Source organism: Stenotrophomonas sp. 109824_Sma, from assembly GCF_056480025.1.
Genome location: NZ_CM151078.1, coordinates 2,312,670 through 2,336,642, shown reverse-complemented (window position 1 = coordinate 2,336,642; position 23,973 = coordinate 2,312,670). Strand labels below are relative to the sequence as shown.

23 protein-coding genes are annotated in these 23,973 nt (G+C 65.2%); 14 read left to right on the top strand and 9 right to left on the bottom strand.

What is annotated here, in order from left to right; all coding sequences use genetic code 11:
* Positions 1 to 1,899 precede the first annotated feature (1,899 nt).
* The gene (locus ACZK1G_RS11050; RefSeq protein ID WP_032966761.1) at positions 1,900 to 2,676 is read left to right on the top strand and encodes a hypothetical protein; all 777 of its coding nucleotides are present in this window, start codon (positions 1,900 to 1,902) and stop codon (positions 2,674 to 2,676) included.
* Here ACZK1G_RS11050 and ACZK1G_RS11045 read toward each other — a convergent pair.
* From ACZK1G_RS11045 to ACZK1G_RS11030, 4 genes are all read right to left on the bottom strand, one after another.
* Positions 2,673 to 2,999 carry an HNH endonuclease gene (locus ACZK1G_RS11045; protein WP_323162603.1) on the bottom strand — a complete coding sequence of 109 codons (327 nt, stop codon included), beginning with the start codon at positions 2,997 to 2,999 and terminating at the stop codon, positions 2,673 to 2,675. The two genes, ACZK1G_RS11050 and ACZK1G_RS11045, sit on opposite strands and share 4 nt — an antisense overlap.
* Before the next feature lie 253 nt (positions 3,000 to 3,252).
* Positions 3,253 to 3,402: a hypothetical protein gene (locus tag ACZK1G_RS11040; protein WP_324615445.1), complete on the bottom strand. Its 150-nt coding sequence runs from the start codon at positions 3,400 to 3,402 to the stop codon at positions 3,253 to 3,255.
* A gap of 526 nt (positions 3,403 to 3,928) precedes the next feature.
* A complete protein-coding gene (locus ACZK1G_RS11035) occupies positions 3,929 to 5,245 on the bottom strand; it encodes a glycoside hydrolase family 2 (protein ID WP_101765445.1) in 1,317 nt (438 codons plus the stop codon).
* Positions 5,246 to 5,316: 71 nt separating this feature from the next.
* Positions 5,317 to 5,796, bottom strand: coding sequence for a GNAT family N-acetyltransferase (locus ACZK1G_RS11030; RefSeq protein ID WP_101765444.1), 480 nt, complete (start codon positions 5,794 to 5,796; stop codon positions 5,317 to 5,319).
* A 133-nt stretch (positions 5,797 to 5,929) separates the two neighbouring features.
* Between ACZK1G_RS11030 and ACZK1G_RS11025 the strand changes: the two genes are divergently transcribed.
* Both ACZK1G_RS11025 and ACZK1G_RS11020 read left to right on the top strand, forming a co-directional pair.
* The gene (locus tag ACZK1G_RS11025; protein ID WP_101765443.1) at positions 5,930 to 8,125 is read left to right on the top strand and encodes an AsmA family protein; all 2,196 of its coding nucleotides are present in this window, start codon (positions 5,930 to 5,932) and stop codon (positions 8,123 to 8,125) included.
* Between the two features lie 71 nt (positions 8,126 to 8,196).
* Entirely contained in the window at positions 8,197 to 8,682 is a 486-nt protein-coding gene (locus ACZK1G_RS11020; RefSeq protein WP_049445281.1) for a TspO/MBR family protein, read from the top strand.
* A gap of 16 nt (positions 8,683 to 8,698) precedes the next feature.
* On the opposite strand, the gene ACZK1G_RS11015 is transcribed toward ACZK1G_RS11020, so the two are convergent.
* Positions 8,699 to 8,992, bottom strand: a complete 294-nt coding sequence (locus ACZK1G_RS11015; protein WP_032127324.1) for a hypothetical protein — start codon at positions 8,990 to 8,992, stop codon at positions 8,699 to 8,701.
* Positions 8,993 to 9,099: 107 nt separating this feature from the next.
* A complete protein-coding gene (locus ACZK1G_RS11010; protein ID WP_182474419.1) occupies positions 9,100 to 9,309 on the bottom strand; it encodes a hypothetical protein in 210 nt (69 codons plus the stop codon).
* On the opposite strand from ACZK1G_RS11010, the gene ACZK1G_RS11005 reads away from it, so the two are divergent.
* The 3 genes from ACZK1G_RS11005 to ACZK1G_RS10995 are packed head-to-tail and all read left to right on the top strand — an operon-like array spanning position 9,245 to position 14,338.
* The gene (locus tag ACZK1G_RS11005; protein ID WP_049445284.1) at positions 9,245 to 11,482 is read left to right on the top strand and encodes an ATP-binding protein; all 2,238 of its coding nucleotides are present in this window, start codon (positions 9,245 to 9,247) and stop codon (positions 11,480 to 11,482) included. The genes ACZK1G_RS11010 and ACZK1G_RS11005 overlap by 65 nt on opposite strands.
* Positions 11,479 to 11,946 (top strand): response regulator, encoded by a 468-nt coding sequence (locus ACZK1G_RS11000; RefSeq protein ID WP_049445287.1) that lies wholly within the window; start codon positions 11,479 to 11,481, stop codon positions 11,944 to 11,946. Before ACZK1G_RS11005 ends, ACZK1G_RS11000 begins: the two co-directional genes overlap by 4 nt.
* Entirely contained in the window at positions 11,939 to 14,338 is a 2,400-nt protein-coding gene (locus ACZK1G_RS10995; RefSeq protein WP_101765442.1) for a hybrid sensor histidine kinase/response regulator, read from the top strand. Before ACZK1G_RS11000 ends, ACZK1G_RS10995 begins: the two co-directional genes overlap by 8 nt.
* Before the next feature lie 2 nt (positions 14,339 to 14,340).
* Here ACZK1G_RS10995 and ACZK1G_RS10990 read toward each other — a convergent pair whose 3' ends face one another.
* The 3 genes from ACZK1G_RS10990 to ACZK1G_RS10980 are packed head-to-tail and all read right to left on the bottom strand — an operon-like array spanning position 14,341 to position 16,338.
* The gene (locus tag ACZK1G_RS10990; protein WP_233490863.1) at positions 14,341 to 15,042 is read right to left on the bottom strand and encodes a Rossmann-fold NAD(P)-binding domain-containing protein; all 702 of its coding nucleotides are present in this window, start codon (positions 15,040 to 15,042) and stop codon (positions 14,341 to 14,343) included.
* A 1-nt stretch (position 15,043) separates the two neighbouring features.
* Entirely contained in the window at positions 15,044 to 15,718 is a 675-nt protein-coding gene (locus tag ACZK1G_RS10985) for a ChrR family anti-sigma-E factor (protein WP_101765440.1), read from the bottom strand.
* Positions 15,715 to 16,338, bottom strand: coding sequence for a sigma-70 family RNA polymerase sigma factor (locus ACZK1G_RS10980; RefSeq protein ID WP_101765439.1), 624 nt, complete (start codon positions 16,336 to 16,338; stop codon positions 15,715 to 15,717). Before ACZK1G_RS10980 ends, ACZK1G_RS10985 begins: the two co-directional genes overlap by 4 nt.
* 133 nt (positions 16,339 to 16,471) lie before the next feature.
* On the opposite strand from ACZK1G_RS10980, the gene ACZK1G_RS10975 reads away from it, so the two are divergent.
* The 8 genes from ACZK1G_RS10975 to ACZK1G_RS10940 all read left to right on the top strand — a co-directional run bounded on the left by ACZK1G_RS10975 (position 16,472) and on the right by ACZK1G_RS10940 (position 23,969).
* Entirely contained in the window at positions 16,472 to 17,239 is a 768-nt protein-coding gene (locus ACZK1G_RS10975; protein WP_101766403.1) for a hypothetical protein, read from the top strand.
* Between the two features lie 81 nt (positions 17,240 to 17,320).
* A complete protein-coding gene (locus ACZK1G_RS10970) occupies positions 17,321 to 18,271 on the top strand; it encodes an acyl-CoA desaturase (RefSeq protein WP_101765438.1) in 951 nt (316 codons plus the stop codon).
* Position 18,272: 1 nt separating this feature from the next.
* Entirely contained in the window at positions 18,273 to 19,550 is a 1,278-nt protein-coding gene (locus tag ACZK1G_RS10965; protein WP_101765437.1) for an NAD(P)/FAD-dependent oxidoreductase, read from the top strand.
* Positions 19,547 to 20,314: a DUF1365 domain-containing protein gene (locus ACZK1G_RS10960; RefSeq protein WP_101765436.1), complete on the top strand. Its 768-nt coding sequence runs from the start codon at positions 19,547 to 19,549 to the stop codon at positions 20,312 to 20,314. The genes ACZK1G_RS10965 and ACZK1G_RS10960 overlap by 4 nt, the downstream gene beginning before the upstream one ends.
* Complete coding sequence (locus ACZK1G_RS10955) at positions 20,311 to 21,570, top strand: SAM-dependent methyltransferase (protein WP_101765435.1); 1,260 nt, start codon at positions 20,311 to 20,313, stop codon at positions 21,568 to 21,570. The genes ACZK1G_RS10960 and ACZK1G_RS10955 overlap by 4 nt, the downstream gene beginning before the upstream one ends.
* A gap of 1 nt (position 21,571) precedes the next feature.
* The gene (locus tag ACZK1G_RS10950) at positions 21,572 to 22,117 is read left to right on the top strand and encodes a DUF2878 domain-containing protein (RefSeq protein ID WP_101765434.1); all 546 of its coding nucleotides are present in this window, start codon (positions 21,572 to 21,574) and stop codon (positions 22,115 to 22,117) included.
* On the top strand, positions 22,114 to 22,899 hold the full coding sequence (locus ACZK1G_RS10945; protein WP_478448369.1) for a DUF1295 domain-containing protein: 786 nt from the start codon (positions 22,114 to 22,116) through the stop codon (positions 22,897 to 22,899). Before ACZK1G_RS10950 ends, ACZK1G_RS10945 begins: the two co-directional genes overlap by 4 nt.
* Positions 22,896 to 23,969, top strand: coding sequence for an SAM-dependent methyltransferase (locus tag ACZK1G_RS10940; protein ID WP_049445317.1), 1,074 nt, complete (start codon positions 22,896 to 22,898; stop codon positions 23,967 to 23,969). Before ACZK1G_RS10945 ends, ACZK1G_RS10940 begins: the two co-directional genes overlap by 4 nt.
* Positions 23,970 to 23,973 lie beyond the last annotated feature (4 nt).

Below are 23,973 nucleotides of genomic sequence, written 5' to 3'. Positions count from 1 at the left end.
CTAGGAGAGATCTAGGTCGCGGGAGTCAAATACGCTAGGGGCTGAAATCGAAGTTCAGGTCTGGCCCTAAGGCAGAAGGCCAAAGCAGACCAAGGTCGTCCGTGGATTTGGGATGTTTATCGAGGGCAGGGTGGATGTCCGCTTCTGGCCGGAAGCGGACATTGGGCGGCGACCGGCCCGGTGATGGCATCCGCCTTCGACCCAAAGCGGGCATCGTTCTCGACACACCTGAGTTGATCCGTACTCCAAAGCCTGTTTCCGCTACCCCTTGTAGTGCTCGACGTAGAGCCCCAAAGCTGCCAACGACGCATACACGGCGGACCCAGCGTTGGTCGCGTACAAGGCAAAGGGAACCGGAGGATCGCAGGGAACTGTTGCGATGAACCACGGAGCTGAGCTCGTCAAGCTCGTCCTAGGTGATGTGAGGAATCCTAGCTCCCTACGCATACCTAGCGCCTCGCGGACGTACGCCTTGTTCCAGCCGCCAGTCTTGCACGAGACCCCAAGAAGTAACTCCGTAAATGCGGGATAGCGACGGGTCTTAATCGGACGATATACACCGACGTCAATCTCGTGACGGTCAGCCGCTTTGACCACCGTCGTGCCTTTCCAGCTATGGCTTAGTGTGGTGACCTGCACTGAAATCCTAATCTCGAGCTTCTCAGTAGACGTAGATCCACTGATGTAATCGTGATCCGGATGGTTTGCTTTGCATGGAGATCCTCCAAACGTCAGGACGCCTGCCATCTTGGGGGTACACGTGAGCTTGTAGCCCGCACTATCGATGATTCGCAGAAGCCTAAGCAGCACCCGAAGTTCGTAAGCCTTTCCTTGCGCGTAGGGAGACCCGCTCGCCTTAGCACGCGAAATGGCTGCTTTCACAGCGTTGAGGATTGCTAACTTACTGATCGTCACAGTCGCGGTCCTCGTGGCGCGTGTTCCTCGCGAGGGTCGTCCGGTGGCAGATATCGAGCGATATAGGCCTCAAGATCTGCCTGCTCGTGATCCGTCAAACGCTGGGGTGATACAGTTGGTAGATGTGACCGGATTGAGCGAACTCGGCGACCTTCTGGTGTCTCAACAGTGTAATGAACGTCCTCCAGTCCGGTGAGACCTTGGACCAGCTTCCCGATCTCACCCAAGGTTTGCGAGAGGGCGTCTTGGGTCGTCACAGGTCTAAAATCGAGAACCGCCGCAAGTGCGGCTGCAGCTTGTGCATTCGTGTCGTCCTCGTAATCAGACATCGCCTGAACAATCGCGGAGCGAAGCGATCTAACAATTTGTGGATCAAGCTCAGACGCAAGGGCTAGCGCCTTCCCTATCTCCCTAATTACCTCTTCACCACCTTGATCTTCTGCCATTCACAACTCCACAGCTGTAGACATTAACGGGCCGCGCGGGATGAACCGCCCGGATTCTCTAAATTCAATTGCCGAAGGTTGCCGTTGGCAATGTTCCTTAAGAGTAAGGCACAGTGCGGTTTGGTTCCATAAGCGGATCGCGCTGGCTGTATCCCGAAGTGTGCGATGACGCCGAAGCTGGATAGTGTCGCTGAATTGGACCATCAGGCACTTAGGTCTGAGCCCTGATACAGATTGATGATATGACTCCAAGTCGCGTACGGGCTGCGAAGAGCACCGGCTACTTTGGTCCGCTTCTGACCGAAAGCGGACATTCGTTTAACCAAGGGTGAAGGAAACTTTTAGGGCCAGGATGGACTTCAACTCTCTCGTTCGCTCGCTTCTATCCGATGCGAAGATGCGCCGTAACAAGCCTCTGCGAGACTAGTGCGCGAGCCAGGTCGCTGACATTGCTCCATGGCCTATGACGTGCCCCGCACCCGCTGGTCAAATGGAACCGCCCTCGGCACCATGGGCACGACCATCTAAGGAGTTCTTCATGCTCTACCAAGATAAGTACGTCGCCTTCATCGACATGCTCGGGTTCTCCGCACTTGTCCAAGAGTCGGCAGCCGACATGAGCAAGCTTGATGAAATAGCAGAGGCCATCGACAGACTAAAGAACACAGCGTGCTGCAACCCAGCAACAGGACTTTTGTTCACTTACTTCAGCGACTGCATCGTCATATCAAGCAGCCGCTCTCCTGCTGGCCTTGCCGACATCCTGAGCTGCATCAGAATGTTGGCCGAGAACCTGCTAGTGGTTGATATATTGATACGTGGAGGGCTCACAGTTGGAAGCATTCATCATGATTCTCAGATGATCTTCGGACCGGCGATGCTGGACGCCTATCGCATGGAATGTAAGGAAGCACGCAATCCCATGGTGCTCGTGAGCGAAGAGGTGCGATCGGATGCTCGCGCTGCGGGGTTAAGCAACCTGTTGACGTGGGATGACGAAGAGCCAGACCGCCACTATGTCCACTATCTGATCTCGTACAGCGCTTATGACTCTAATCCAAGGGCGGGCGTCGTGATTCTCGATAGCCAGGCCGCTCTCATCCGGCATTTCATCGCCAAGAGGCTGCTAGGCGCTCCGGGTAAGATCCTGGATAAAGCCGAGTGGATGGAACGATATTGGAACGAGAAGGTGGCGACAGGTGGAATTCTCGGACGTGTTGACAGGGTCGCAGACCTTGTTAGGCCCAATGCGCGACCATTTCGCAGCAGACTCGCCGTTCTAGCACCGCAACCGGGCGCCACTAGTGTGGACTAGCGAATCAGGCAAGCAGCTGCCGATTCCTTGCAAAGATTCAATTCAATTGGCCATACGGAAGCACGTGCAATCCCTGATGGCAGTCGGGACCACCATCTCCCCATTGCCAGCCGCGTCTGAACCAGCGCCCGGAACGCTTCAGCGGAAGGGGCTGGTCCCTTCCGCTGGTGCCTGCCCTGGTTGCACCGGCTATGCGCGGCCACCACGTTCCCGGACACGTCTCTGCCCCCGTCCTGTTGGGCCACCAGGTGCTCGGCGGTGCATTGAAAGGCTCGGGCCTTACTGGCCTTCAGCCCGAGCTCTGAGGGTGCAGTGAGCCACATCGGCAGGCCGCAATAGAAGCAACGGCCCGATTGGGCGTAGAAGGCAGAAGTGCGAAGGGATCTGCGGCGTTTGGCGGTCATGGATGGCTCCGGAATCGAAGGATTCCCGTGCCCCCATTGGGTGGACCTCGGGCACCCGGAGCCTATTGGCTATGCGGGCACAACACCGGCGCTTTATAGCGACTGGCTAAGGCGTTATAGCTCAGCGCTTGAGCCGCTACAAGGCCCAGATGCCGACCAGAACGGGAGGGAGTCACCGACGCCCAGTTAAGGTCAAAGCTTGGTCAGGGGGCGAGCGACGCGCTTGAGCAGGTGGAGCGGGGCGTGGCGCGTCACCCAGGGAAGTCGCGGTGTTGTAGTCCTGCTCAACCCGCTGAACTGTTCGCACGTTCAGGCCCGAGATCTCGTCTAATTGTTCTTGCGACCAATGTCGCGACTGGCGGAACTGGGAAGTGCAGGCGACAAGCTCTGACCGATCAGGTGCGCAGTTGGGAACTCAAGGGCGAGCTGGATGTGGAGCCAGAAATCGAGGGCGTCTTAGGTGCGGATCCAGGAATCAAGGGCATCTTTGGGGGAGATCTGGAAATCGCGGGCGTCCTTGTGGGGAAATACGGGCGGACAGCTGTGGGATCTGGGGCGTTTCCGTTGTGGCAGTCAATGAATAAGGGGCGATCCTAAGCAAAAGGACACGAATTGGAAAAGCCGACACCAGCCATTGCCATGCAAAGCCAACGAAAGGCCAGATCCCACGGGCAAGTTATTTCGCATAATGTATATTATGTTCTAGAGCTTCAGGGCCTGTACGGCCCTTAGCCAGCCCCCAGGCTCCTGGTCTGGCATGGACCCTGATCGTGCGTCATCGGAATCTGGCCAACCCTCGTGATCAATGTGGCCACACCGCTGGCTCCCTGTCACCGGCCCCCGTTTCACTAACGCCTCCCAGGAACCGCTTCAGCCGCCGTGACCGTCCGCACAATCAACACCGCCAGCAACGGGATCGCGATTCCATACACATACTGGGTCAGCGTCACGCCAATCCCGAACGGGAACCAGATCGTTGGAACCCCCAGCGAACCGAGTTCACCCGTGTACTGCGATACGGTAATCACCAACATCACGGTCAGCGCCATGCCGCGCATTGGCCCATTGCGGGCTATCCGCGCGGCGACAAGCACGAGCAGCGCGAGTGTGCCGAGGCGAAAGACCTGACTGGCCCAGGCAGCCCCCATAACGCCTCCAGCAACCCCCAGCGCCGCCAGAACAAGGGCGCCAGCATCGATCGCCCGCGAAGGTGGCAGCACCCAGCGATTCCACGCCAGCGCCCATGCCGCCAGACTGAGCGGCATCCACAGCACATTGTTCAACCAGGTGTAGGCCGGAAGGCTGAGCAGATCCGTCCAGGAGACGATCGCGTTGTCGAGCCGCTTCACGGCAGAGAGCAGAAGCGCGACGCAAACGAAGGCGATGAACGACTGGTGGCTGCTGAGCGGCCTCAGCGACAGCGCCAACACGATCACCATGGCCATCGCAAGCGGCTCGACCACTTCAACAATGTAGCCCGCGACGGTACGCCACCATTGCACGCGATGCAGCTCACGGCTTTCCGGCTGCGGGGCAAGTGTCGGTGCCACGTGAATGCCTCCGCTTGCAGAGCCGGAAGCACTGCCGGGCTGCATGAATACTCTTATGGCGATCACGCCCTGCGTGCCTGCGGCATCGGTGGGCAGCGAATAGATCATCGGCCGCGTACCCACGACACGAGGCGGCTCCCCTAGCCTGCCTGAGCCGCCAAGGCGCTTGCCGTTCCAGTACAGCTCGTAGCCATCCTCCACGGCGGTAGGCCCGAGGATGTCCCACGCGCGGTCGCCCTCTGGAATCACAAGCGAGCGCCGGTACCAGGCATATCCCTGGTACCCGGCGTGACCGTGTGCCATCCATCCGCCGACATAGTTGGGCAGCCCCACGTCGCCGTCGATGCTGCTGGCCGGCGCGCTCAGGTCGAGTGTTTCCCAGGACGAATCATCCACTGAGACACTCGCCCAGCGCGGATCGTCACCGACATGAAATTTCCATGGCCCGTCAATCAGGGGTGCCACATCGCGGAGCCTGGATGGATCAGGCCGACCGCCGATGGCAAGGACGGCGGCGGTACACACCCAGGCCACCAAGGTGAGCGCCAGGATGCCTGTCACGAGCGTGCGTTGCGCCGATGGTGCGAGGAACTGGAATCTGGTCGCCGCAGTCATTACGGGTCCTCTGCAATGGAGTCGCCAAGGATTCTTGCTGTACGGGCAGGCCGCCCCTGCCCCACCTGGTCCTACAGGAACCGGTGCATCACATACACATCAACCAATCCCAGCGACCGATGCCGGAACGCCGCCGGCAGCGTCCCGACCACGGCAAAGCGCAGCTTCCGGTATAGCTCAACCGCTGGCGCATTGGTGCTGACCACGTAATTGAACTGCATGGCCAGGAACCCCTCCGATCTGGCCCGGACCAGGCTGTCTTCCACCAGCGCCCGGCCGATGCCACGCCCTTGCGTCAGCGGATCGACCACGTAGGTGGCGCTGGCCACATGCGCCCCCAGGTCCGGGTAGTTGGCGCCCATCTTGTACATTCCGACCACGCGCCCTTCCAGAACGGCCACAAAGGCCGCCTGCACTCCGAACCAGTGGCTCTGAAAGGTGCCGGCCTCGAAGGTGCCGGCGAACGGGAGCGCATCCTCCGCCGCAATGGCCGCCTTGAAAATCGCCCACATGGCGTCGAAGTCACCGGCGGTGGCAGCTCGGATATCCATGCGATTCCTCACGGATCGGCGTAGTGGGCAAGGCGGACACTAGCAGAATCCAGCAAGCGTCCCCTACCCGCTTCACGCGCCACCGCCATCGGTTCGGCAATAGTTGAGTGAATTCCGGCCCTTAGAGCAGTACATGCCCCCTACTTCCGCGCGCATCCCGCACCGGCTCCGCCGATGGCGCGTCGCTGGCTACATCCTGCTGGGCGTGTACGTTCTCTACCTGCTGGCCGGCAACATCTTCCTCAACACCCCGCTGTTCGACCAGGTCACCAACCGCAAGCCGCACAAGTTCGTGATGACGACCGGCCCGGCCATCACGCTGCTGCCGGGCCACGTCATTGCCTGGAACGTGCATATGCGCGGCCACGTCAACCACACCGTCTACGTACTGCACGCCGAGCGTGCCAGCGCCCGCCTGGCAGTCCTGCCCCTGTTTAGCCGCGAAGTGCGGGTTCCCCGATTGCAGGCCACTGGCGTGTCGGCCGAGATCAGTCGCGTTGAGGGCGCCATTCCGTCGCCCCCGCGCAGCGACCAGGGCTGGACCCTGCGTTTCGACGCCATCCACAGCGACAGCATTCGCAGTGCCCGGCTCGGCAAGCTGCTGATCATCGGCAAGGGCCGGGGCACGGTTGGGTTCCTCAAGCAGCTTCGCGGCGGTCCGTCCGAACTGTTCGATTCCGAGGTCTCGTTCAGCAAGGCGGACACCAGCTATGACGGCGTGCAGCTGCTGGGCGACATGGATCTGACCGCGCGCTTCAGCTATCCGCGCCACTATCGCGACCAGGCGCCCGGCCTGGCCAAGTTGAAGCTGCTGCATGCGCAACTGGAGGTGGATGCGCGCAGCCAGGGCCTGCGCATGGATACGGATGCGCAGACGCCGCGCATCTCCAGCTCGCCAGTGCCCGGCCGCCTGCAACTGGCAGTTCACATGATCGACGGCCAGCTGCAACCCGGTGACCACGCGCTCTGGCAGGTGCCGCTCTTCCTCGGCGATGGCGCGCCCAATCGCGGCGTGCTGGCCCTGCAGCTCAATGTGGCCAACGACCTGCGCCTGCAGGCCCGCCTGCCGCCACGCCCGGATTCGGCCGCCGGCATCGATGCCGACCTGCTCATCACCGGGCGCGAGATTCCGTTCCAGCACCCTGCCCAGCTGCTGGAACGCAGCTCCGGTACCGTGCGTGGCGAATGGGCCTTCACCTCGCTCAACTGGATCCCTGCCCTGTTCGTGCGCAAACCATGGCTGCAACTCGACGGCGGCGGCACCCTGAAGGCCGATCTGCGCCTGCGCAATGGCGAACTGATGGAAGGCAGCACCGTGGACATTCCCTCCGCCGCGGCGGTGGCCGAAGTGGCCGGCGTGCGTCTGGCCGGTACCGCCAGCGCGCATGGCGAGCTGAAGGCCGGCAGCCCCAACCAGGCACAGCTGGCGATCCGGTTGCCTCGCTTCACCGCGCGGCCCAGCGATGCGAAGGATGTGCGGCTGTTCGACGGGCGTGACCTGGCCGTGGACCTCACCGGCGATGGCCGCCTGCAGGAACTGCGCAAGGGCGTTCGTGCGCGGTTGCGCTTCAGCCAAGCGACCATCCCGGACCTGGCCGCCTACAACCGCTACCTTGGCTCCCAACAGGTGCGCCTGCTGCGGGGCACCGGCAGCCTCAGCGGCGACGCCACGCTCGACACCGATGGCCGCGTCGGCCACGGCACCGCGCGGCTGCTGGGCCGCAATGCCAGCGCCAAGGTAGCGGGCCTGGACATGGGCGGCGATGTCGACGTGAATGCGACGCTTCGCCGCGGCGACTTCAACCAGCGCCATTTCGATCTGTCCGGCACCACCGTGGAGCTGCGCAATGTGCAGGTGGCGGGCACCGATTCCAGCAGCGTGTGGAAAGGCCGTGCCGTGTTCAAGCGGGGCCGCATCGACGCGCAGTCCCCGTTCCAGGTGGACGCCACCACCGATCTGACCCTGAGCGATGCACGCCCCTTGCTGGCGGTGTTCGCCAGGCGCACCGACTATCCGCGCTGGACGCTGTCGCTGCTCGACTCCGGCCAGGTCGATGCACAGGCCACGTTGCGCTGGCGCCCAGGTCATCTGCTGATCGACGGCCTGCGGGCCGAGAATGATCGCCTGTCGGTACGTGCGCGGCTGGATCTGCTGGAGCAGCGCAAGCGTGGTGATCTCTACCTGCGTTGGGGGCTGCTGGGCGCGGGCATCGAGCTTGATGGCGAACAGCGCCAGTGGCATCTGGCCAAGGCGCGGGAATGGTTCGATCAGCGCCCTTCGCTGTTGCCGGCTGGCGAAAGTGGAAGCGCCGCGGGTTCTTCAGACTGATCGCCCCGGGCTGCATCCATTTGCCGCTTCCGTTCGTATGAGCGTGTAAACGCAGGACGGAGCGGCACGGAATGAAGCGGCGTTCACAGGTTATGGGCCTTCTGGGATGGGGTGTGGTCACTTTTGCGGCGGCGGCAGTCGGCGCGTGGGCATCGACATCCGCCGCCAGCTTCTACGCCACCCTCGCCTTGCCCGCCTGGGCACCGCCTGCCACCGTGTTTGGCCCGGTGTGGAGTCTGCTCTACGCGATGATGGCCATTGCGGCGTGGCTGGTCTGGCGCGAACGCGGCTGGCGCAACGCACAGCCGGCCTTGGCGCTCTATCTGGTGCAGCTGGCCGTCAACGCCCTCTGGAGCTGGCTGTTCTTCGGCTGGAAGCTGGGCGCGCTGGCCTTCGTCGACATTCTTGTATTGATCACCCTGGTCTGCGCAACGATCGTTGCCTTCGCCCGCATCCATCGCGGCGCGGCGGTGATGCTGCTGCCTTACCTGGCCTGGATATCGTTCGCCTCGGCGCTGAACTTCGCGGTGTGGCGCGCCAATCCCGGGTTGCTGTGACCCAGTGTCAGTGCTCTCAGGCCTGTGCGACGCGCTGCGGCTGCCATGCACGCAGCAACGCCGGCTTGAACGCCTGCTGGCCACAACCCGTGGGGCATCGCACCACGCGTGCGGCGGTATGGCTGACCAGTCCCTGCCCCTCTTCCGCCTTGAACACCGTTTCGCAGCACAGGCAGCGCGCAACCAGCGAGTACAGGTGGAGCAGGCGCCCACTGGCCGGATCCTGCAGGGCATCCACATCCAGCAACTCGAATTGGCAGCTGTCGGCAAGCATGCGGTATGGCGTTGAAGGCAAGGTCTGCAGGTTCACGGGACGTGGTCACTCAGGAATGTGCGTTCACCCTAGGCAAGTCGGTGTCGAGCGCGCGTGCAGCGCACATGTACCTTTCGCGAAACATGCAAGTGCTGTTGGAATGTTCAGATGAAGAATTCAGGTTTGAATGAAACGTTCTTCACGCGCACGTGCTGGTAGGCGAATGCACGATTTTGCTTCACCATCCATGCATACCGGATGCAGCGCTGGGCCATTCCAGCCATCCACGAATCATGAGTCCCGCCCTTGATGCCTTCTGCCGAGCCCACGCACGACACCGCTAAGTCCCGTTGTGCGCGCGAACCGATCCACACGCCCGGTGCCATCCAGCCATACGGCGTGCTTCTGGTAGTGGAGCCACAGTCACTGCGGGTGCGTGAGCGCGCCATCAGCCAGCCGGGGTTGCTGCAGCAGTTCGGCGAACCCTTGATGCAGCATGTCAGCGAAGTACTGGGCGGCGTGCTGGCACCCTTCCAGGCGCTGTTCCAGCAGGCCACGGTGGGCAGCAGCGCCCATGTCGGCGCTGTGCACCTGGATGGCCATGGGCGGCATCAGCTGCTGGTGCATCGCTCCGCCACCGATCTGCTGATCGAGCTGGAGGCACCGGTTCCCGGCCAGCCGGGTTCGCTGGAAGAACTGTATCCGTCGATCCGCGAACTGATGACCGGCATCGAATCGGCTACCACCGTGGAAGATCTGTGCCAGCTGGCGGCCGCGCACATGCGCCGACTGACCGGCTTCGACCGTACCCTGGTCTACCAGTTCGATGCCGGCTGGAACGGCATCGTGGTCGCCGAGGATGGCAACGGCCTGTTGCCGTCCTACCTGGACCTGCGCTTCCCCGAGTCGGACATTCCGGCCCAGGCCCGCGAGCTGTACCGGCGCAACCGGGTGCGACTGATCGCGGACAGCAACTACACCCCTGCCCCGCTGATGCGCAGCGACGAACACCGCGACGCACCGGCCACCGACCTGAGCCTGGCCGTGCTGCGCAGCGTTTCGCCCGTGCACCTGCAGTACATGCGCAACATGGGCACCGGCGCGTCGATGTCGGTGTCGCTGGTGCATGAGGGCCAGCTGTGGGGCCTGGTGTCCTGCCACACGGTGCAGCCGCGCCGCCTGCCCTACCACGTGCGCACCGCCTGCGAATTCATGGGCCAGATCCTCTCGCTGCAGATCGCACTGAAGGAGCGTGCCCGCGCCATCGAAGAGCGCGTGGCGCGCCGCTCGGTGCTGGTAAAGCTGCTGGCACGCATGGCCGGCGATGAGGATTTCATGGCTGCGCTGCGCCACGATGAAGCCAGCCTGCTGTCGCTGACCGGCGCGGCAGGCGCCGCCATCGTGCACAAGGGCGACTGCATGCGTGTGGGCCAGAGCCCGCCCGCAACCGACGTGCTGGCCCTGGCCGATTGGCTGGCCGCACAGCAGGCCGGGCAGGAGACGTACTGCAGTGACCACCTGGCAGCCGACTGGGCGCCCGGTGCGCGCCTGTCCGACGTGGCCAGCGGCGTACTGGCGGTGTCCATTTCGCAGCTGCATGACAGCTACCTGATGTGGTTCCGCCCCGAAGTGCTGCGCACCGTGCGCTGGGGCGGCGATCCACGCAAGACCGCGGCACCCGACGTGGCACTGTCGCCGCGCAGCTCCTTCGAGGCCTGGAAGGAAACCGTTCAGCAGCGCAGCCTGCCGTGGAACGACGCCGACCGCGATGCCGCCCACGAGATGCGCACCGCCATCGTCGACATCGTGCTGCGCAAGGCCGAAGAAATGGCCGAGCTCAACGAGCAGCTGGTCCGCAGCAACAAGGAACTCGAAGCGTTTTCCTATTCGGTCAGCCACGACCTGCGTGCGCCCTTCCGCCACATCGTCGGTTACTCGGAGCTGTTGGGCAGCTCGGCCGGCGAACGCCTCAACGATACCGAGCGCCGCTTCCTGGATACCATCGTGGAGTCGGCCAAATCTGCCGGAACGCTGGTGGACGACCTGCTGAGCTTCTCTCAGATGGGTCGCTCCACGCTCGGCCGGGTGCGGCTGGACATGGCCGCACTGGCCAAGGATGTGCGCCGCAGCCTGGCGCTGGACTACGCAGGACGCGACGTGCAGTGGACACTGGCGCCGCTGCCGGAGGTGCAGGCCGACCCGACAATGATGCGCCTGGTCTGGCAGAACCTGCTGGCCAACGCGGTCAAGTTCACCCGTGAGCGCGAGCAGGCAGCGATCGAGATCGGCCATGAGCGCCTTGAGGAGGAGGACCACTTCTTCGTGCGCGACAACGGCTGCGGTTTCGACATGCGCTACGTGGACAAGCTGTTCGGCGTGTTCCAGCGCCTGCACCATGTCGAGGAATTCGAAGGCACGGGCATCGGCCTGGCCAATGTCCGCCGCATCGTCGGCCGCCATGGCGGCCGCACCTGGGCCGAGGGCGAACCCGGCAAGGGCGCCACGATCCACTTCACCCTACCCCGTTCCACAGGAGATCACCCATGAGGGACCTGCGGCCGATCCTCTTGGTAGAGGACAGCCCCAAGGATGCAGAGCTGACGCTGGCGGCGTTGTCGCGTTGCCAGTTGCTGAACGATGTCATCCATGTACGCGACGGCGCCGAAGCGCTGGACTACCTGCGCTGCGAAGGCAAATTTGCCGGCGCCAACCACGGCGGCCCGGTGGTGGTGCTGCTGGACCTGAAGCTGCCCAAGGTGAACGGCCTGGAGGTGCTGGAGCAGGTACGTGGCGATTCGAACCTGAGCAGCACGCCGGTGGTGATGCTGACCTCCTCCCGCGAAGAGCAGGATCTGGTGCGCAGTTACGAACTGGGCGTCAACGCATTCGTGGTCAAGCCGGTGGACTTCAAGGAGTTCTTCGACGCCATCCAGGGCCTGGGCATGTTCTGGGGCATCACCAACCAGCCGCCGCCGCATCGCCCCAACGGCTCGGGGCAGCACGATGCGTGATGGATCGCGCCGCAGCGAGCGCCTGCGCATCCTCATGCTGGAGGACAGTGCGCTTGATGCGGAGCTGATCACCGCACAACTGCAACGGGCCGGCCTCGACTTCGAGGCCGAGCGCCTGTGGACCCGCAATGCCTTCATCGAGGCGATCGAGAATCGCGCCTTCGATGTCATCCTGGCCGATCATGTGCTGCCGGGATTCGATGGCGACGCCGCGCTGGCGCTGGCCCGAGAGCGCATCCCGCAGACGCCCTTCATCTTTGTCTCCGGCACGCTTACCGAGGAGCTGGCGGTACAGGCCCTGACCCGTGGCGCGCGCGATTACGTGGTCAAGCAGCGCCTGCAACGCCTGCCGGATGCGATCCGCCGCGCCCGCCAGGAGGCGCACGAGCGCACCCAGCTGGCCCACGCCCAAGCCGCCCTGAATGACAGCCAGGCCCAGCTGCAGCAGGTGACCGATGCCGTCCCGGCACTGATCGCCCAGCTCGACAGGGAGCATCGCTACCGCTTCGCCAACAAGGCCTTCCTCGACTGGCACGGCGTCAGCCTGGCCGAACTGCTGGGCCGTACTGCGCGCGATGTCAGTGGCATTTCCGCCTTCGAACATGCCCTGCCCAGCATCGAACGGGTGCTGCAGGGTGAGCGCACCCGCTTCCAGGTGGAACTGGCCCACCGCAGTGGCGAGTCACGATTCGTGCAGATGGACTGCGTGCCGGAGCGAGGCGCCGACGGCACCGTGGTCGGCTACATCTGCCTGGGCAGCGACGTCTCCGGGCTGAAGCAGGCCGAGCTCGCCCTGCGCGAAGACAACCAGCTGCTCGAGCAGCAGGTGCAGGCGCGTACTGCCGAGCTTCGAGCCAGCAAGCGACGCTTGCAGGCCATCTTCGAATCCAGCTTCCAGCACCAGGTGCTGCTGGACCAGGGCGGCCGCGTGGTCGACGCCAATATCGCCTCGTTGGCCGCCGTACTGGCCGACAAGCCCGATGTGGTGGGTCAGCGCTATGGGCAATCGCTGTGGTTCGCCACCAGCGGCGACGTCGGCACCCTGGTGGACCAGGCCGTTGCCGCTGCCGCGAAGGGGCACAGCTCGCTGCATGCACTGGATCTGGAGTTGCCCACCGGCCGTCGCAGCTACGATTTTTCGTTCCGTCCGCTATTGGATGCCGAAGGCGCGGTGACGGCGGTGGTGTCGGAGGCCGTGGAAACCACCGCCCGCCTGCAGGCCGAGCATGCACTGCGCCAGTCACAGAAGATTGAAGCGGTGGGCCAGCTCACCGGCGGCATCGCCCACGACTTCAACAATATCCTGACGGTGATTTCCGGCAACGTCGAACACGCCATGCTGCTCAGCGAGCGTGCCGGCGAGCCGGGCGCCATCGTCAGCCGTGCGCTGGACAACGCCCTCAAGGGCGTGGGCCGTGCCGCCAGCCTGACCCAGCGCCTGCTGGCATTTGCCCGGCGCCAGCCGCTGCACAGCCAGGCCGCCAATCTCAACGACCGCCTGCTGGACATGCATGACATGCTGCAGCGTGCGTTGGGCGAGCTGGTGCAGCTGGAAATCCGCGCCGCTGCGGACGTCTGGTGTGTCGAGATCGACGTCAGCCAGCTGGAAGCTTCGGTACTCAACCTGGCCGTCAACGCCCGCGATGCCATGCCCCACGGCGGCCGGCTGGTGATCGAGGTCGACAACAGCCATCTCGACCACGACTACGCCGCCTTGTTCCCCGATGCAGCGCCTGGCGAATACGTGATGCTGCGGGTCCGCGACAACGGCCACGGCATGGATGCGACCACCCTCGCGCGCGTGTTCGAGCCCTTCTTCACCACCAAGCAGGTCGGCCGCGGCACCGGCCTGGGCCTGTCGATGGTGCACGGCTTCGTCAAGCAGTCCGGCGGCCATGTGCTGATCGATTCAGTGGAAGGTGGCGGCACCAGCATCACCATGATGTTCCCGCGTTCCGCGCTGGCCCTGCCCTGCGCGGCAAGCGCGCCTCAGACAGGCTTGGCGGGCTACTCGCCGCGCGAGGAAACCATCCTGGTGGCCGAGGACAACGATGATGTGCGTGCGCACACCGTTGATGCCCTGCGCCTGCTCGGCTATCGCGTGCTGGAAGCGCACGACGGCCCCTCCGCGCTGCGGCTGCTGGAACGTCCCGACACCCGGGTGGACCTGCTGTTCTCGGACGTGGTGATGCCCGGCATGTCGGGTTGGGAGCTGGTGCGTGAAGTGCGGGAACGCTGGCCGGAAGTCGCCGTGCTGTTCACTTCGGGGTATCCACGCGACCACGACCAGGTGGGCAGCCAGGGCCGGGCAGCCGCGCTGCTGCCCAAGCCGTTTACCCGCAGCGACCTGGCCCAGGCCGTGCGTACCGCGCTGGAAGGTGCCGCGCACTGAGGTCAGGCAACCGGGTCGCTCACGTCCATCGCGATCCGGTTGATGTCCGCGCACTCCACCATGGCCGGCGGATGTTCCCTGCCGGCCAGTGCAATCATCGCCTGGCCCAGGGCCAGGTTGCTGGTCATCAGCGATGGCGCAATCGCGCCCGCCAGCTTCATCAACGGTGCGCCACCCCAGTACAAGGGCTTCAACAGGGGATGACGGGTACCGGTTCCCTCGACAGGGCGCACGCCACCCGGGCGCAGCATGACCGTGCGGACCGGCAGTTCCTGCAGCGCCCGCTCGGTCTCGCCCTTCACCCGCAATGGCATTACACGGCTTCGCGCATCCGCGCCGGCGCCGGACACATACAGGAAGCACCCCTGCGGATTCGCGGTGGCCCAGGCGCGGGCAACGGCCAGGGTGGTGTCCAGCGTCACCCGCCGGTACTCGGCCTCGGCCGTGCCCACCGGCGGAGCGCCGGCGCAGTAGAAGCAGGCGTCGAATCCCAACAGATCATCCTGCCGTTCCTGGATGCGCAGAAAGTCAGGCACGATCAGTTCGCTGCCAGTGCCATTGAGACTGCCCGGGTGCCGGACCAGCGCGGCCAGATTGGCGACCCGGAGTGAGCGCTGGCAGGCCAGGGCCACACCCTGCCCCACCAGCCCCGCGGCACCGGTCAACAGAACCCGTAGCGCGCCCGTTGCCATCGCTGCACTCATCCTAGAGCTTCACAAACCGCTGGATCTTCCGCGCCAGCCAGCCACTGAACACCAGTGGCGCATCCAGCGCCGACACGCAGATGCACGGCACGCCCGGCGCCGTCACCGGTTGATGCTCCACGTCCTCATCCAGGTCCGCCACGTCGCCCGGCGCGAACAGGCCCAGCGCATCGTTGTAGGAGCCGCGCAGGATCTGGGTCAGCTCGCTGCGGCCATGGCTGTGCATGGGCAGGCACTTGCCCGGGGCGATCTTCAGCATGATCAGCGAAGGCATCTGCTCGGCACGGATGCAGTGCACGCCCGGCGCCATCCAGCACCAGCGCAGCCCACTGAGTGAAGCACCAAAGTAGGGGTGCAGCGAGGCAGGCAGATGGTCCGGATTGGCCTCGGGCCGCTCCTTCGGCACAGGGCGCATGCTTTCGGCCATGGCATTGGGCGTTTCCGTGACCAGCTGCATCAACATGGCCTCGCGCAACTGCTCACGCCGCAGATCGGCGGTGGACGGTTGTGTCTGTTCCAGCAGAGCAGAGCCGATCGCCTCAGCCTCGCGCAGGCGCTGGCGGCAATGCGGGCACTGCTCCAGGTGGGCGCCGGCCACGATACTCAACGGCGCTGGCAGCGCGCCGGCGGCGTAGCTCATCAAGGTGGATTCGTGCAGGTGATGGTGCGGATTCACAGCGCACCTCCCACTTTGGCCTGCAGTTGCAGGAACGCACGGCGCAGGTGTGACTTGACCGTACCCAGCGGCATACCGAGTGCCTCGGCGATCTCGCTGTGGCTCTTCGCTTCGAAATAGGACATCCGCACCAGCCTCGCCTGCACGGCGGGCAGCTCATTGATCTTCTGCCGCAACCGCGCCTGGTCGGCGAACTGCTCGGCGCTGCTGCGCTCAACCACATCCATCGTTGCCGCATCTTCCACCGCGGCCTGCACCTGCATCCAGCTGCGTTCGCGCCGTATGCGATCGATATGCAGATTGCGGGCGATGCGATACAGCCAGGTACTCAGCGCCCCCTGCGCAGGATCGAAGTCGGCAGCGCGCAGCCATAGCCGCAGCAGGCTCTCCTGCGCCAGCTCCTCGGCCACCGCCTCAGGCACGCCCAGGCCACGCAGGTACACGCACAGCCGCGGCATGAAGTAGTCGTAGATCCGCATGAAACAGTCGCGGTCACGCAGCCGTGCCACGCCGTCCATGTCACCGGCCCAGTTCGTCGGCTCGTTGCTCGGCTGCTGGGCGCTGGACACGATGCGTACGCTATCGAAGTTGAGGAGGTGGCTGGCGGCGTCAGGGTACATCGGCGTTCGCGGCGGGCGGGTGAAGGTCTGTCCTCTGTACGGGCGGGGGCAGCAATTGGATGCAGGCAATGCAATGCATCCAACCAGCCGCTCCCGCCGTATCACCTGGACCCTTCCCTTCCGGATGAACGCCATGCGCGCTGCCTGGCTGTTGCTGTGCCTGCCCCATGCTGCGCTGGCGGCGCCCTGGCTGCGAAGCGAGGGCGTGGCGACCTCCAGCCAGGGCGCCGTCCTTTACCGTGAGGTGCACTGGCGGCGCGAGGCAGCGGAGGGCGCCGAGCGATGGGTGTTGTACCAATGCCCGGACGGCCAGCCATTCGCCCGCAAGCATCTGCCGGCAAGCGCCCGGCCGCAGGCACGGGGCTACTCGCTTGAGGATCGTCGCAGCGGCCAGAAGGCCGAGGTGGAGGCCGCCGGCGATTCGGTGTCGATCTCCTGGCGGGAAGATGGCACAAGCCCGCTGCGGCAGGGCCAGCTTGCGCTGCCGGCGGATACGGTGATCGATGCGGGATTCGACGCGGCGGTGCGCCTGCACTGGCCGGCGCTGCTGCGGGGCGAGCGCATCACGCTGCCGTTCCTGGTACCGGCGCGCCAGCGCTACTTCCCGGTACAGGTGCGGCGCACCGGCCCTGTTCGCTGGCAGGGTATCGACGCCCAGGCAATCGAGGTCAGCCTTGACACCTGGTACGGCGGCATCGCGCCGCGCCTGGCCCTGGTCTACGCCACTGCCGACCGCCGCCTGCTGGAGTTCCGTGGCACCAGCAACCTGCGCGATGCGCGCGGCAGCTACCCGCAGGTGACGGTGCGCTTCCGCTCGCCACCAGCCGAGCGACCGGCAAGCGACTGGCAACAGGCGTGGGCGCAACCCCTGCTTGAGCGCTGCGTCGTGACGCCCAGGTGAAATGGAAATTTACTGCGCCGTGGCGCATCCATTGCGCATCCTGCTGCGTACAGAACATCAAGACACCCGCCGAGATCCGCCATGGCCTCTGTAGCGCCCCTCCCCCATCGACGCTGGCGCCTGCTGCGCACGCTGCAGCGCTGGTTCGATACCGGCAACGCCGCAGAAAGCAGCGGCGAACGGCCGGGCCGCATCGACTGGGTGCGCGCCGTGCCCTTCGCGCTGATGCACCTGGCCTGCATCGCCGTGCTCTGGGTGGGGATCTCGTGGACAGCGGTGATCGTCGCCGCAGCGCTCTATGCGGTGCGCATGTTCGCCATCACCGCGTTCTACCACCGCTACTTCTCGCACCGCACCTTCCAGGCATCGCGGCCGGTGCAGTTCGTGTTCGCGGTGATCGGCGCCTCCAGCGTGCAGCGCGGGCCGCTGTGGTGGGCCGCCCACCACCGCCACCATCACCGTCACGCCGACCAGCCGCTGGACCCGCACTCCCCCCGTGAAGGCGGTTTCTGGCGCAGCCACATGGGCTGGTTCCTGACCCGCGAGGCCTTTGCCACCGATCTGTCGCGGGTACCGGACCTGGCGCGCTTCTCCGAACTGCGCTGGCTGGACCGTTTCGATACGGCCGTGCCGGTACTGCTGGCCGCAGCGCTGTATGCACTGGGCGCCGGGCTGGAGCGCTGGGCACCGGGCCTGCACACCTCCGGCCCGCAGCTGCTGGTATGGGGCTTCTTCATCTCCACCATCGTGCTGTTCCACGCCACGGTCACCATCAACTCTCTGGCGCACCGCTTCGGCCGCCGCCGCTTCGAGACCCGCGATGACAGCCGCAACAATCTCTGGCTGGCGCTGCTTACCTTCGGCGAAGGCTGGCACAACAACCACCACTTCTTTCCGGGCACCGTCCGCCAGGGCTTCCGCTGGTGGGAAGTGGACCTGACCTGGTATGGACTGCGCGCGATGGCGGCGCTCGGGCTGGTCAAAGGGCTCAAGCCGATTCCCGAGTGGGTGCTGGCCAAGGCGAGGTACTGACATGCGCATCGCGATCATCGGCTCCGGCATTGCAGGACTGGCCAGCGCCTGGTGGCTGGACGGCGAACACGACGTCACGCTGTTCGAGGCCAATGACTATCTGGGCGGCCATACCCACACCCACGACGTACAGGTGGATGGCATGCGCATGGCGGTGGACACCGGCTTCATCGTGTTCAATCCCCAGCACTATCCGCTGCTGACCGCATTGTTCGACGAACTGGGCGTAGCTTCGCAGCCGACCACGATGAGCTTCTCGATGCACAGCGAACGCAGCGGCGTGGAGTACAACGCCACCTCGCTGGATGGCCTGTTCTGCCAGCGCCGCAACCTCGTGTCGCCGCGGTTCTGGGGCATGCTGGCCGACCTGCGCCGGTTCTACCGCGATGCCCCCCTGTTGCTGGCAGAAGACGAGGGCCCAACGCTGGGGCAGTACCTGCGCAGCCAGCGCTACGGCGATGCCTTCATCGACGAGCACCTGCTGCCGATGGCCTCCGCGCTGTGGTCGTCCCCGACGGCCACGGTGATGGACTTCCCGGCCCGCTACATGGCCCAGTTCATGGCCAACCACCAGATGCTGCAGATGACCGGGCGAGCGCCGTGGCGGGTGGTGAGCGGCGGATCGGCGCGCTATGTCGATGCCCTGCGTGCCCGCTGGCGGGTGCATGAGCGGCTGGAGTGCCCGGTGCAGTCGGTCGAGCGCATGCCCTGGGGGGCGCGCGTGCACAGCGCGGCCGGCGTGGAAGGCTTCGATCAGGTCATCCTGGCCTGCCACAGCGACCAGGCCCTGGTGCTGCTGCGTGACGCCGACTCCATTGAGCGCGACGTGCTCGGCGCCATCCGCTATCAAACCAATGAAGCGGTCCTGCATACCGATGCGTCATTGCTGCCGCGCAACCGCAAGGCGTGGGCGGCATGGAACGCCCATGTGCCCCGCGACCCTGCCGCGCCGTGCACGGTCAGCTACTGCATGAACCTGCTGCAGGGCCTGCCCGGCAACACGCCGCTGGTGGTCACGCTCAACCGCAGCGCGGCGATCGACCCCGGCAAGGTGCTGCGCACCCTGCGCTACGCCCATCCGGTGCACGACCATGCGGCAGTGCGCGCGCAACAGCGCTGGGCCGAGCTGCAGGGCCGCCGCCACACCTGGTTCGCGGGCGCCTATTGGGGCTGGGGTTTCCATGAGGACGGCATCCGCAGCGCCCGCCGCGTGGTCGATGCCCTGCGCACCTGCGAGCCGCACCGGGTCATGGCGGCTCCCGGCGAGGTGGCCGCATGAGCGCCAGTGCGCTCTACTTCGGGCAGGTGATGCACCGCCGGCATCATCCGCATCCGCATGCGTTCCGTTATCCGATCGCCCAGCTGCTGCTCGATCTGGACGAGGTGGACACGGTGTTCGCCGGCCGCTGGCTGTGGTCGGTCAATCGCCGCAACCTGGCCGAGTTCCGTCGCAGCGATTACTTCGGCGATCCCGCGCGGCCGTTGGCCGATGCAGTGCGCGACCACGCTGCATCCAGCCTCGGCTACCGGCCCACCGGCCCCGTCCGCCTGCTCACCCATCTCCGCTTCGCCGGGCACGTGTTCAACCCGGTCAGCTTCTACTACTGCTACCGCGCCGATGGCAGCACGCTGGACTGCATCCTCGCCGAGATCACCAACACGCCCTGGAAGGAACGGCACGCCTACGTGCTGCCAGTCGCAACGGCCACGCACGAAGGCACCTCGCTGCGCTGGCGGTTCGACAAGTGCTTCCATGTCTCGCCCTTCATGCCGATGGATTGCCATTACGACTGGCGGTTCAACTGCCCTGATGAGGATCTGCGCGTGCACATGCAGGTCTGGCGCGACGGCGCGCGCCAGTTTGATGCCACCCAGGTGATGCAACGGCACGCCCTGGATGGCCGCGGGCTGGCCCGCGTCCTGGGCTGCTACCCACTGATGACCACCCAGGTGGTGGCCGCCATCCACTGGCACGCGTTGCGTCTGTGGCTGAAACGCAATCCCGTGCACGACCACCCCACCCTTGCCGAGAAACCGCGATGAACTCGATGACTCCTTCGGTCGCGCTGCCGCGCCCCGGCGCCTTGGATGCCTTCCTGCGCCGCCGCCTGCTGGCCCAGCTGGCCCCGATGCGCGACGGCCGCCTGTGCGTGCGCGACGCGCTGGGCGAAGTCTGGCTGGGTGATGCCCGCGGCGAACTGCATGTCACCGTCACCATCGAAGACCCGGCGTTCTATCGCAAGGTGGCGGCACAGGGCAGCGTCGGTGCAGGCGAAAGCTACATCCACGGCGAATGGCACTGTGACGACCTGGTCGCCCTGATACGCCTGCTGGTGCGCAATCGCGATCTGCTCGACAGCATGGAACACGGCCCGGCGCGCGTAGGCGGCTGGCTGTTGCGTGGCTGGAACCGCCTGCGCCGCAACAGCCGTGAGGGCAGTCGCCGCAACATCGCCGCGCACTACGACCTCGGCAACGACTTCTTCGCCCTGTTCCTGTCGCCGGACCTGATGTATTCCTCGGCCCTGTTCACCAAAGAGAGCGAGTCGCTGGAATCCGCCTCGCGGCGCAAGCTGGACCGCATCTGCCAGCAGCTGCAACTCAAGCCGGGCGACCGCGTGGTGGAGATCGGTACCGGTTGGGGTGGTTTTGCGCTGCACGCGGCGCAGCACTATGGCTGCCATGTCACCACAACCACCATCTCCGCGGAACAGCATGCATTAGCCGCCGAACGTGTGCGGGCAGCTGGCCTGCAGGATCAGGTCACGCTGCTGATGCAGGACTACCGCGACCTGCAGGGCCAGTTCGACAAGCTGGTATCGATCGAGATGATCGAAGCCATCGGCGCCGAATACCTGGACACCTACATGGCCACGCTGCAGCGCCTGCTCAAGCCCGATGGCATTGCCCTGCTGCAGGCCATCACCATCGAGGACCACCGCTACGAGCAGGCCCGGCGCAGCGTCGACTACATCAAGCGCTATGTGTTCCCGGGCAGCTTCATTCCGTCGATCAACGCGATCATGGCCGCCAAGACCCGCTCCAGCGACCTGCAGCTGATCGCCCAGCAGGACTTCGGCCACTCCTACGCACTGACCCTGCGCGCCTGGCGCCAACGGTTTCTCGCCAGGTTGCCCGACGTGCTGGCGCAGGGCTTCGATACGCGCTTCTGCCGACTGTGGGAGTTCTACCTGGCCTATTGCGAGGGCGGCTTCCTGGAGCGTTCGATCGGCGTTTCACATCTGCTGCTGGCGCGCCCGGGGCATCGTCCGGGTGCCTCGCCGGACCAGGGCAGCTGAGATGCGCCGGTTCTGGGCCAATCTGCTTGGCAACCAGCTGGTCTGGCTGTGCGCCGTGGCCGGCGCCGGGCGCGGCTGGCAATGGCCTGCGCTGCTGGCAGCATCGATCTACATCGGCAGCCAGCTACTGACATCGCCACAACCCCGGCTGGATCTTCGCCTGATGCTGCTGGCGCTGGCCTGCGCGTGGCTGGTCGACGCCAGTGCCGCCGCCAGCGGCACCGTGCGCTACGCCGCGGCTCCGCTGGGCTGGACGCCGCCGCCCTGGATCATGGCGTTATGGGCCGCGTTTGCGATGACGCTGACCACCTCGATGCGCTTCCTGCTGCGCCACCCTGCCCTGCCAGCCCTGTTCGGCCTGTTGCTGGCCCCGCTGGCGTATCTCTCCGCAGCGCGCGGTTTCGAGGCGGTCCGTTTCACTGCGCCGCTATGGCAGGGCCTGCTGGTGCTAGGCGTGGGCTGGAGCATCGCGCTTTCGCTGCTGTGCATGGCCGCTCGTCGCGGTTCCCGCACCATCCCGCCGCCCTTGGCCGGAGCACCGTCATGATCAATCTGTTGTGGGTCCTGCTGTATGCCGTGCTGGTGATGAGCTGGGGCTGGGCCTGGCAGCGCCGCCACCGCAACATCGGCGTGGTCGATGTGCTCTGGGCCAAGGGCGTGGGCGCTTCGGCCCTGTTGCTGGCGCTGCTGGGCGATGGCGCGATGGTGCCGCGGGTTGCACTGGGGCTGCTGGGCGGCCTCTGGGGCAGCCGACTCGCCCTGCACCTGTGGCATAGGGTCCGTCACGAAGATGAGGACGGGCGTTACCGTTACCTGCGCGAGCATTGGCACGGGCATCAAGGCAGGATCTTCGGCTTCTTCATGGCCCAGGCATTGCTGGTCGTACTGTTCGCCCTGCCCTTCGTCGCGGTGGCTGCCAATCCGCAGACAAGCATGACGGTGTGGATCGTGGCCGCCGCACTCGTCTGGCTGCTGAGCGTCGGCGGCGAGAGCCTGGCCGACCATCAACTGGCCCGGTTCCGCGCGAATCCAGCGAACAAGGGCCGCACCTGCCGCGATGGGCTGTGGCGCTACTCCCGCCACCCCAACTACTTCTTCGAATGGCCGCACTGGTTCAGCTACGTCCTGCTCGCGGTCGGCTCGCCACTGTGGTGGCTGGCGTGGGCCGGCCCGCTGCTGATGTACGTATTCCTGCGCTACCTGAGCGGCATTCCGTTTACCGAAAAGCAGGCGCTGCGCAGCCGCGGCGACGATTACCGCGCCTACCAGCGCAGCACGCCGATGTTCTTCCCCTGGTTCCCCCGTTCTTCCAAGGAGCATTCCGCATGAGCGCGATCCCGTCACTGAACCCGGCCGACGACACGGAAACCGGGCTGGTCGCCTGGGCCGAGCGCGGACTGGTTCCCGATGCGGCGCTGCGCGCCGGCATCCGTCGCCTGTGCGCGCAGCGCCTGCATGAGGAATTGGCGGGCGGTATCGAGGCGCAGTCCGCGCGCTTCAGCCGTCGCATCGCAGAGCTCGCCGACAGCCCGCTCGCGCTGCACACCGACGCGGCCAACCGCCAGCACTATGAAGTTCCCGCAGCCTTCTTCCAGGCCTGCCTGGGCAAGCGCCTGAAGTACAGCAGCTGCTACTACCCCACCGGGTGCGAAACGCTGGACCAGGCGGAGGAGGCCATGCTGGAACTGTATGGCCAGCGCGCCGAACTGGCCGATGGCCAGCACATCCTGGAGCTGGGCTGTGGCTGGGGTTCGCTGACCCTGTGGATGGCCGAGCGCTTCCCGCAGGCCAGGATCACGGCGGTGTCCAATTCGCACAGCCAGCGCCAGCACATCCTGGCGCAATGCCAGGCCCGGGGGCTGCACAACGTCGAGGTGCTGACCCGCGACGTCAACCAGCTCGAGCTCCCAGCCGCGCGCTTTGATCGCTGTGTCTCGGTGGAAATGTTCGAGCACGTGCGCAACTACGAACGCCTGCTGGCGCGAATCAGCCAGTGGCTGAAGCCCGACGGCGCGCTGTTCGTGCACATCTTCGCCCATCGCACGCTGATGTACCCGTTTGAAACCGAGGGTGGCGACAACTGGATGGGGCGTCACTTCTTCACCGGCGGACTGATGCCGGCGGCCGATACGCTGCTGCACTTCCAGCGCGACCTGCGGCTCGATCAACGTTGGCTGCTGGATGGCACCCACTACCAGCGCACCGCCGACCACTGGCTGGCCAACCAGGATGCAGCCCGCGAGCAGGTGATGCCGGTTCTTGTCGCGACCTACGGCCAGGCCGCGGCGAAGATCTGGTGGCAGCGCTGGCGCATGTTCTGGATGGCATGCGCCGAGCTGTTCGGCTACGACGACGGCCAGCAGTGGCTGGTCGCCCACTATCTGTTCCGCCCCCGTTGAGGTG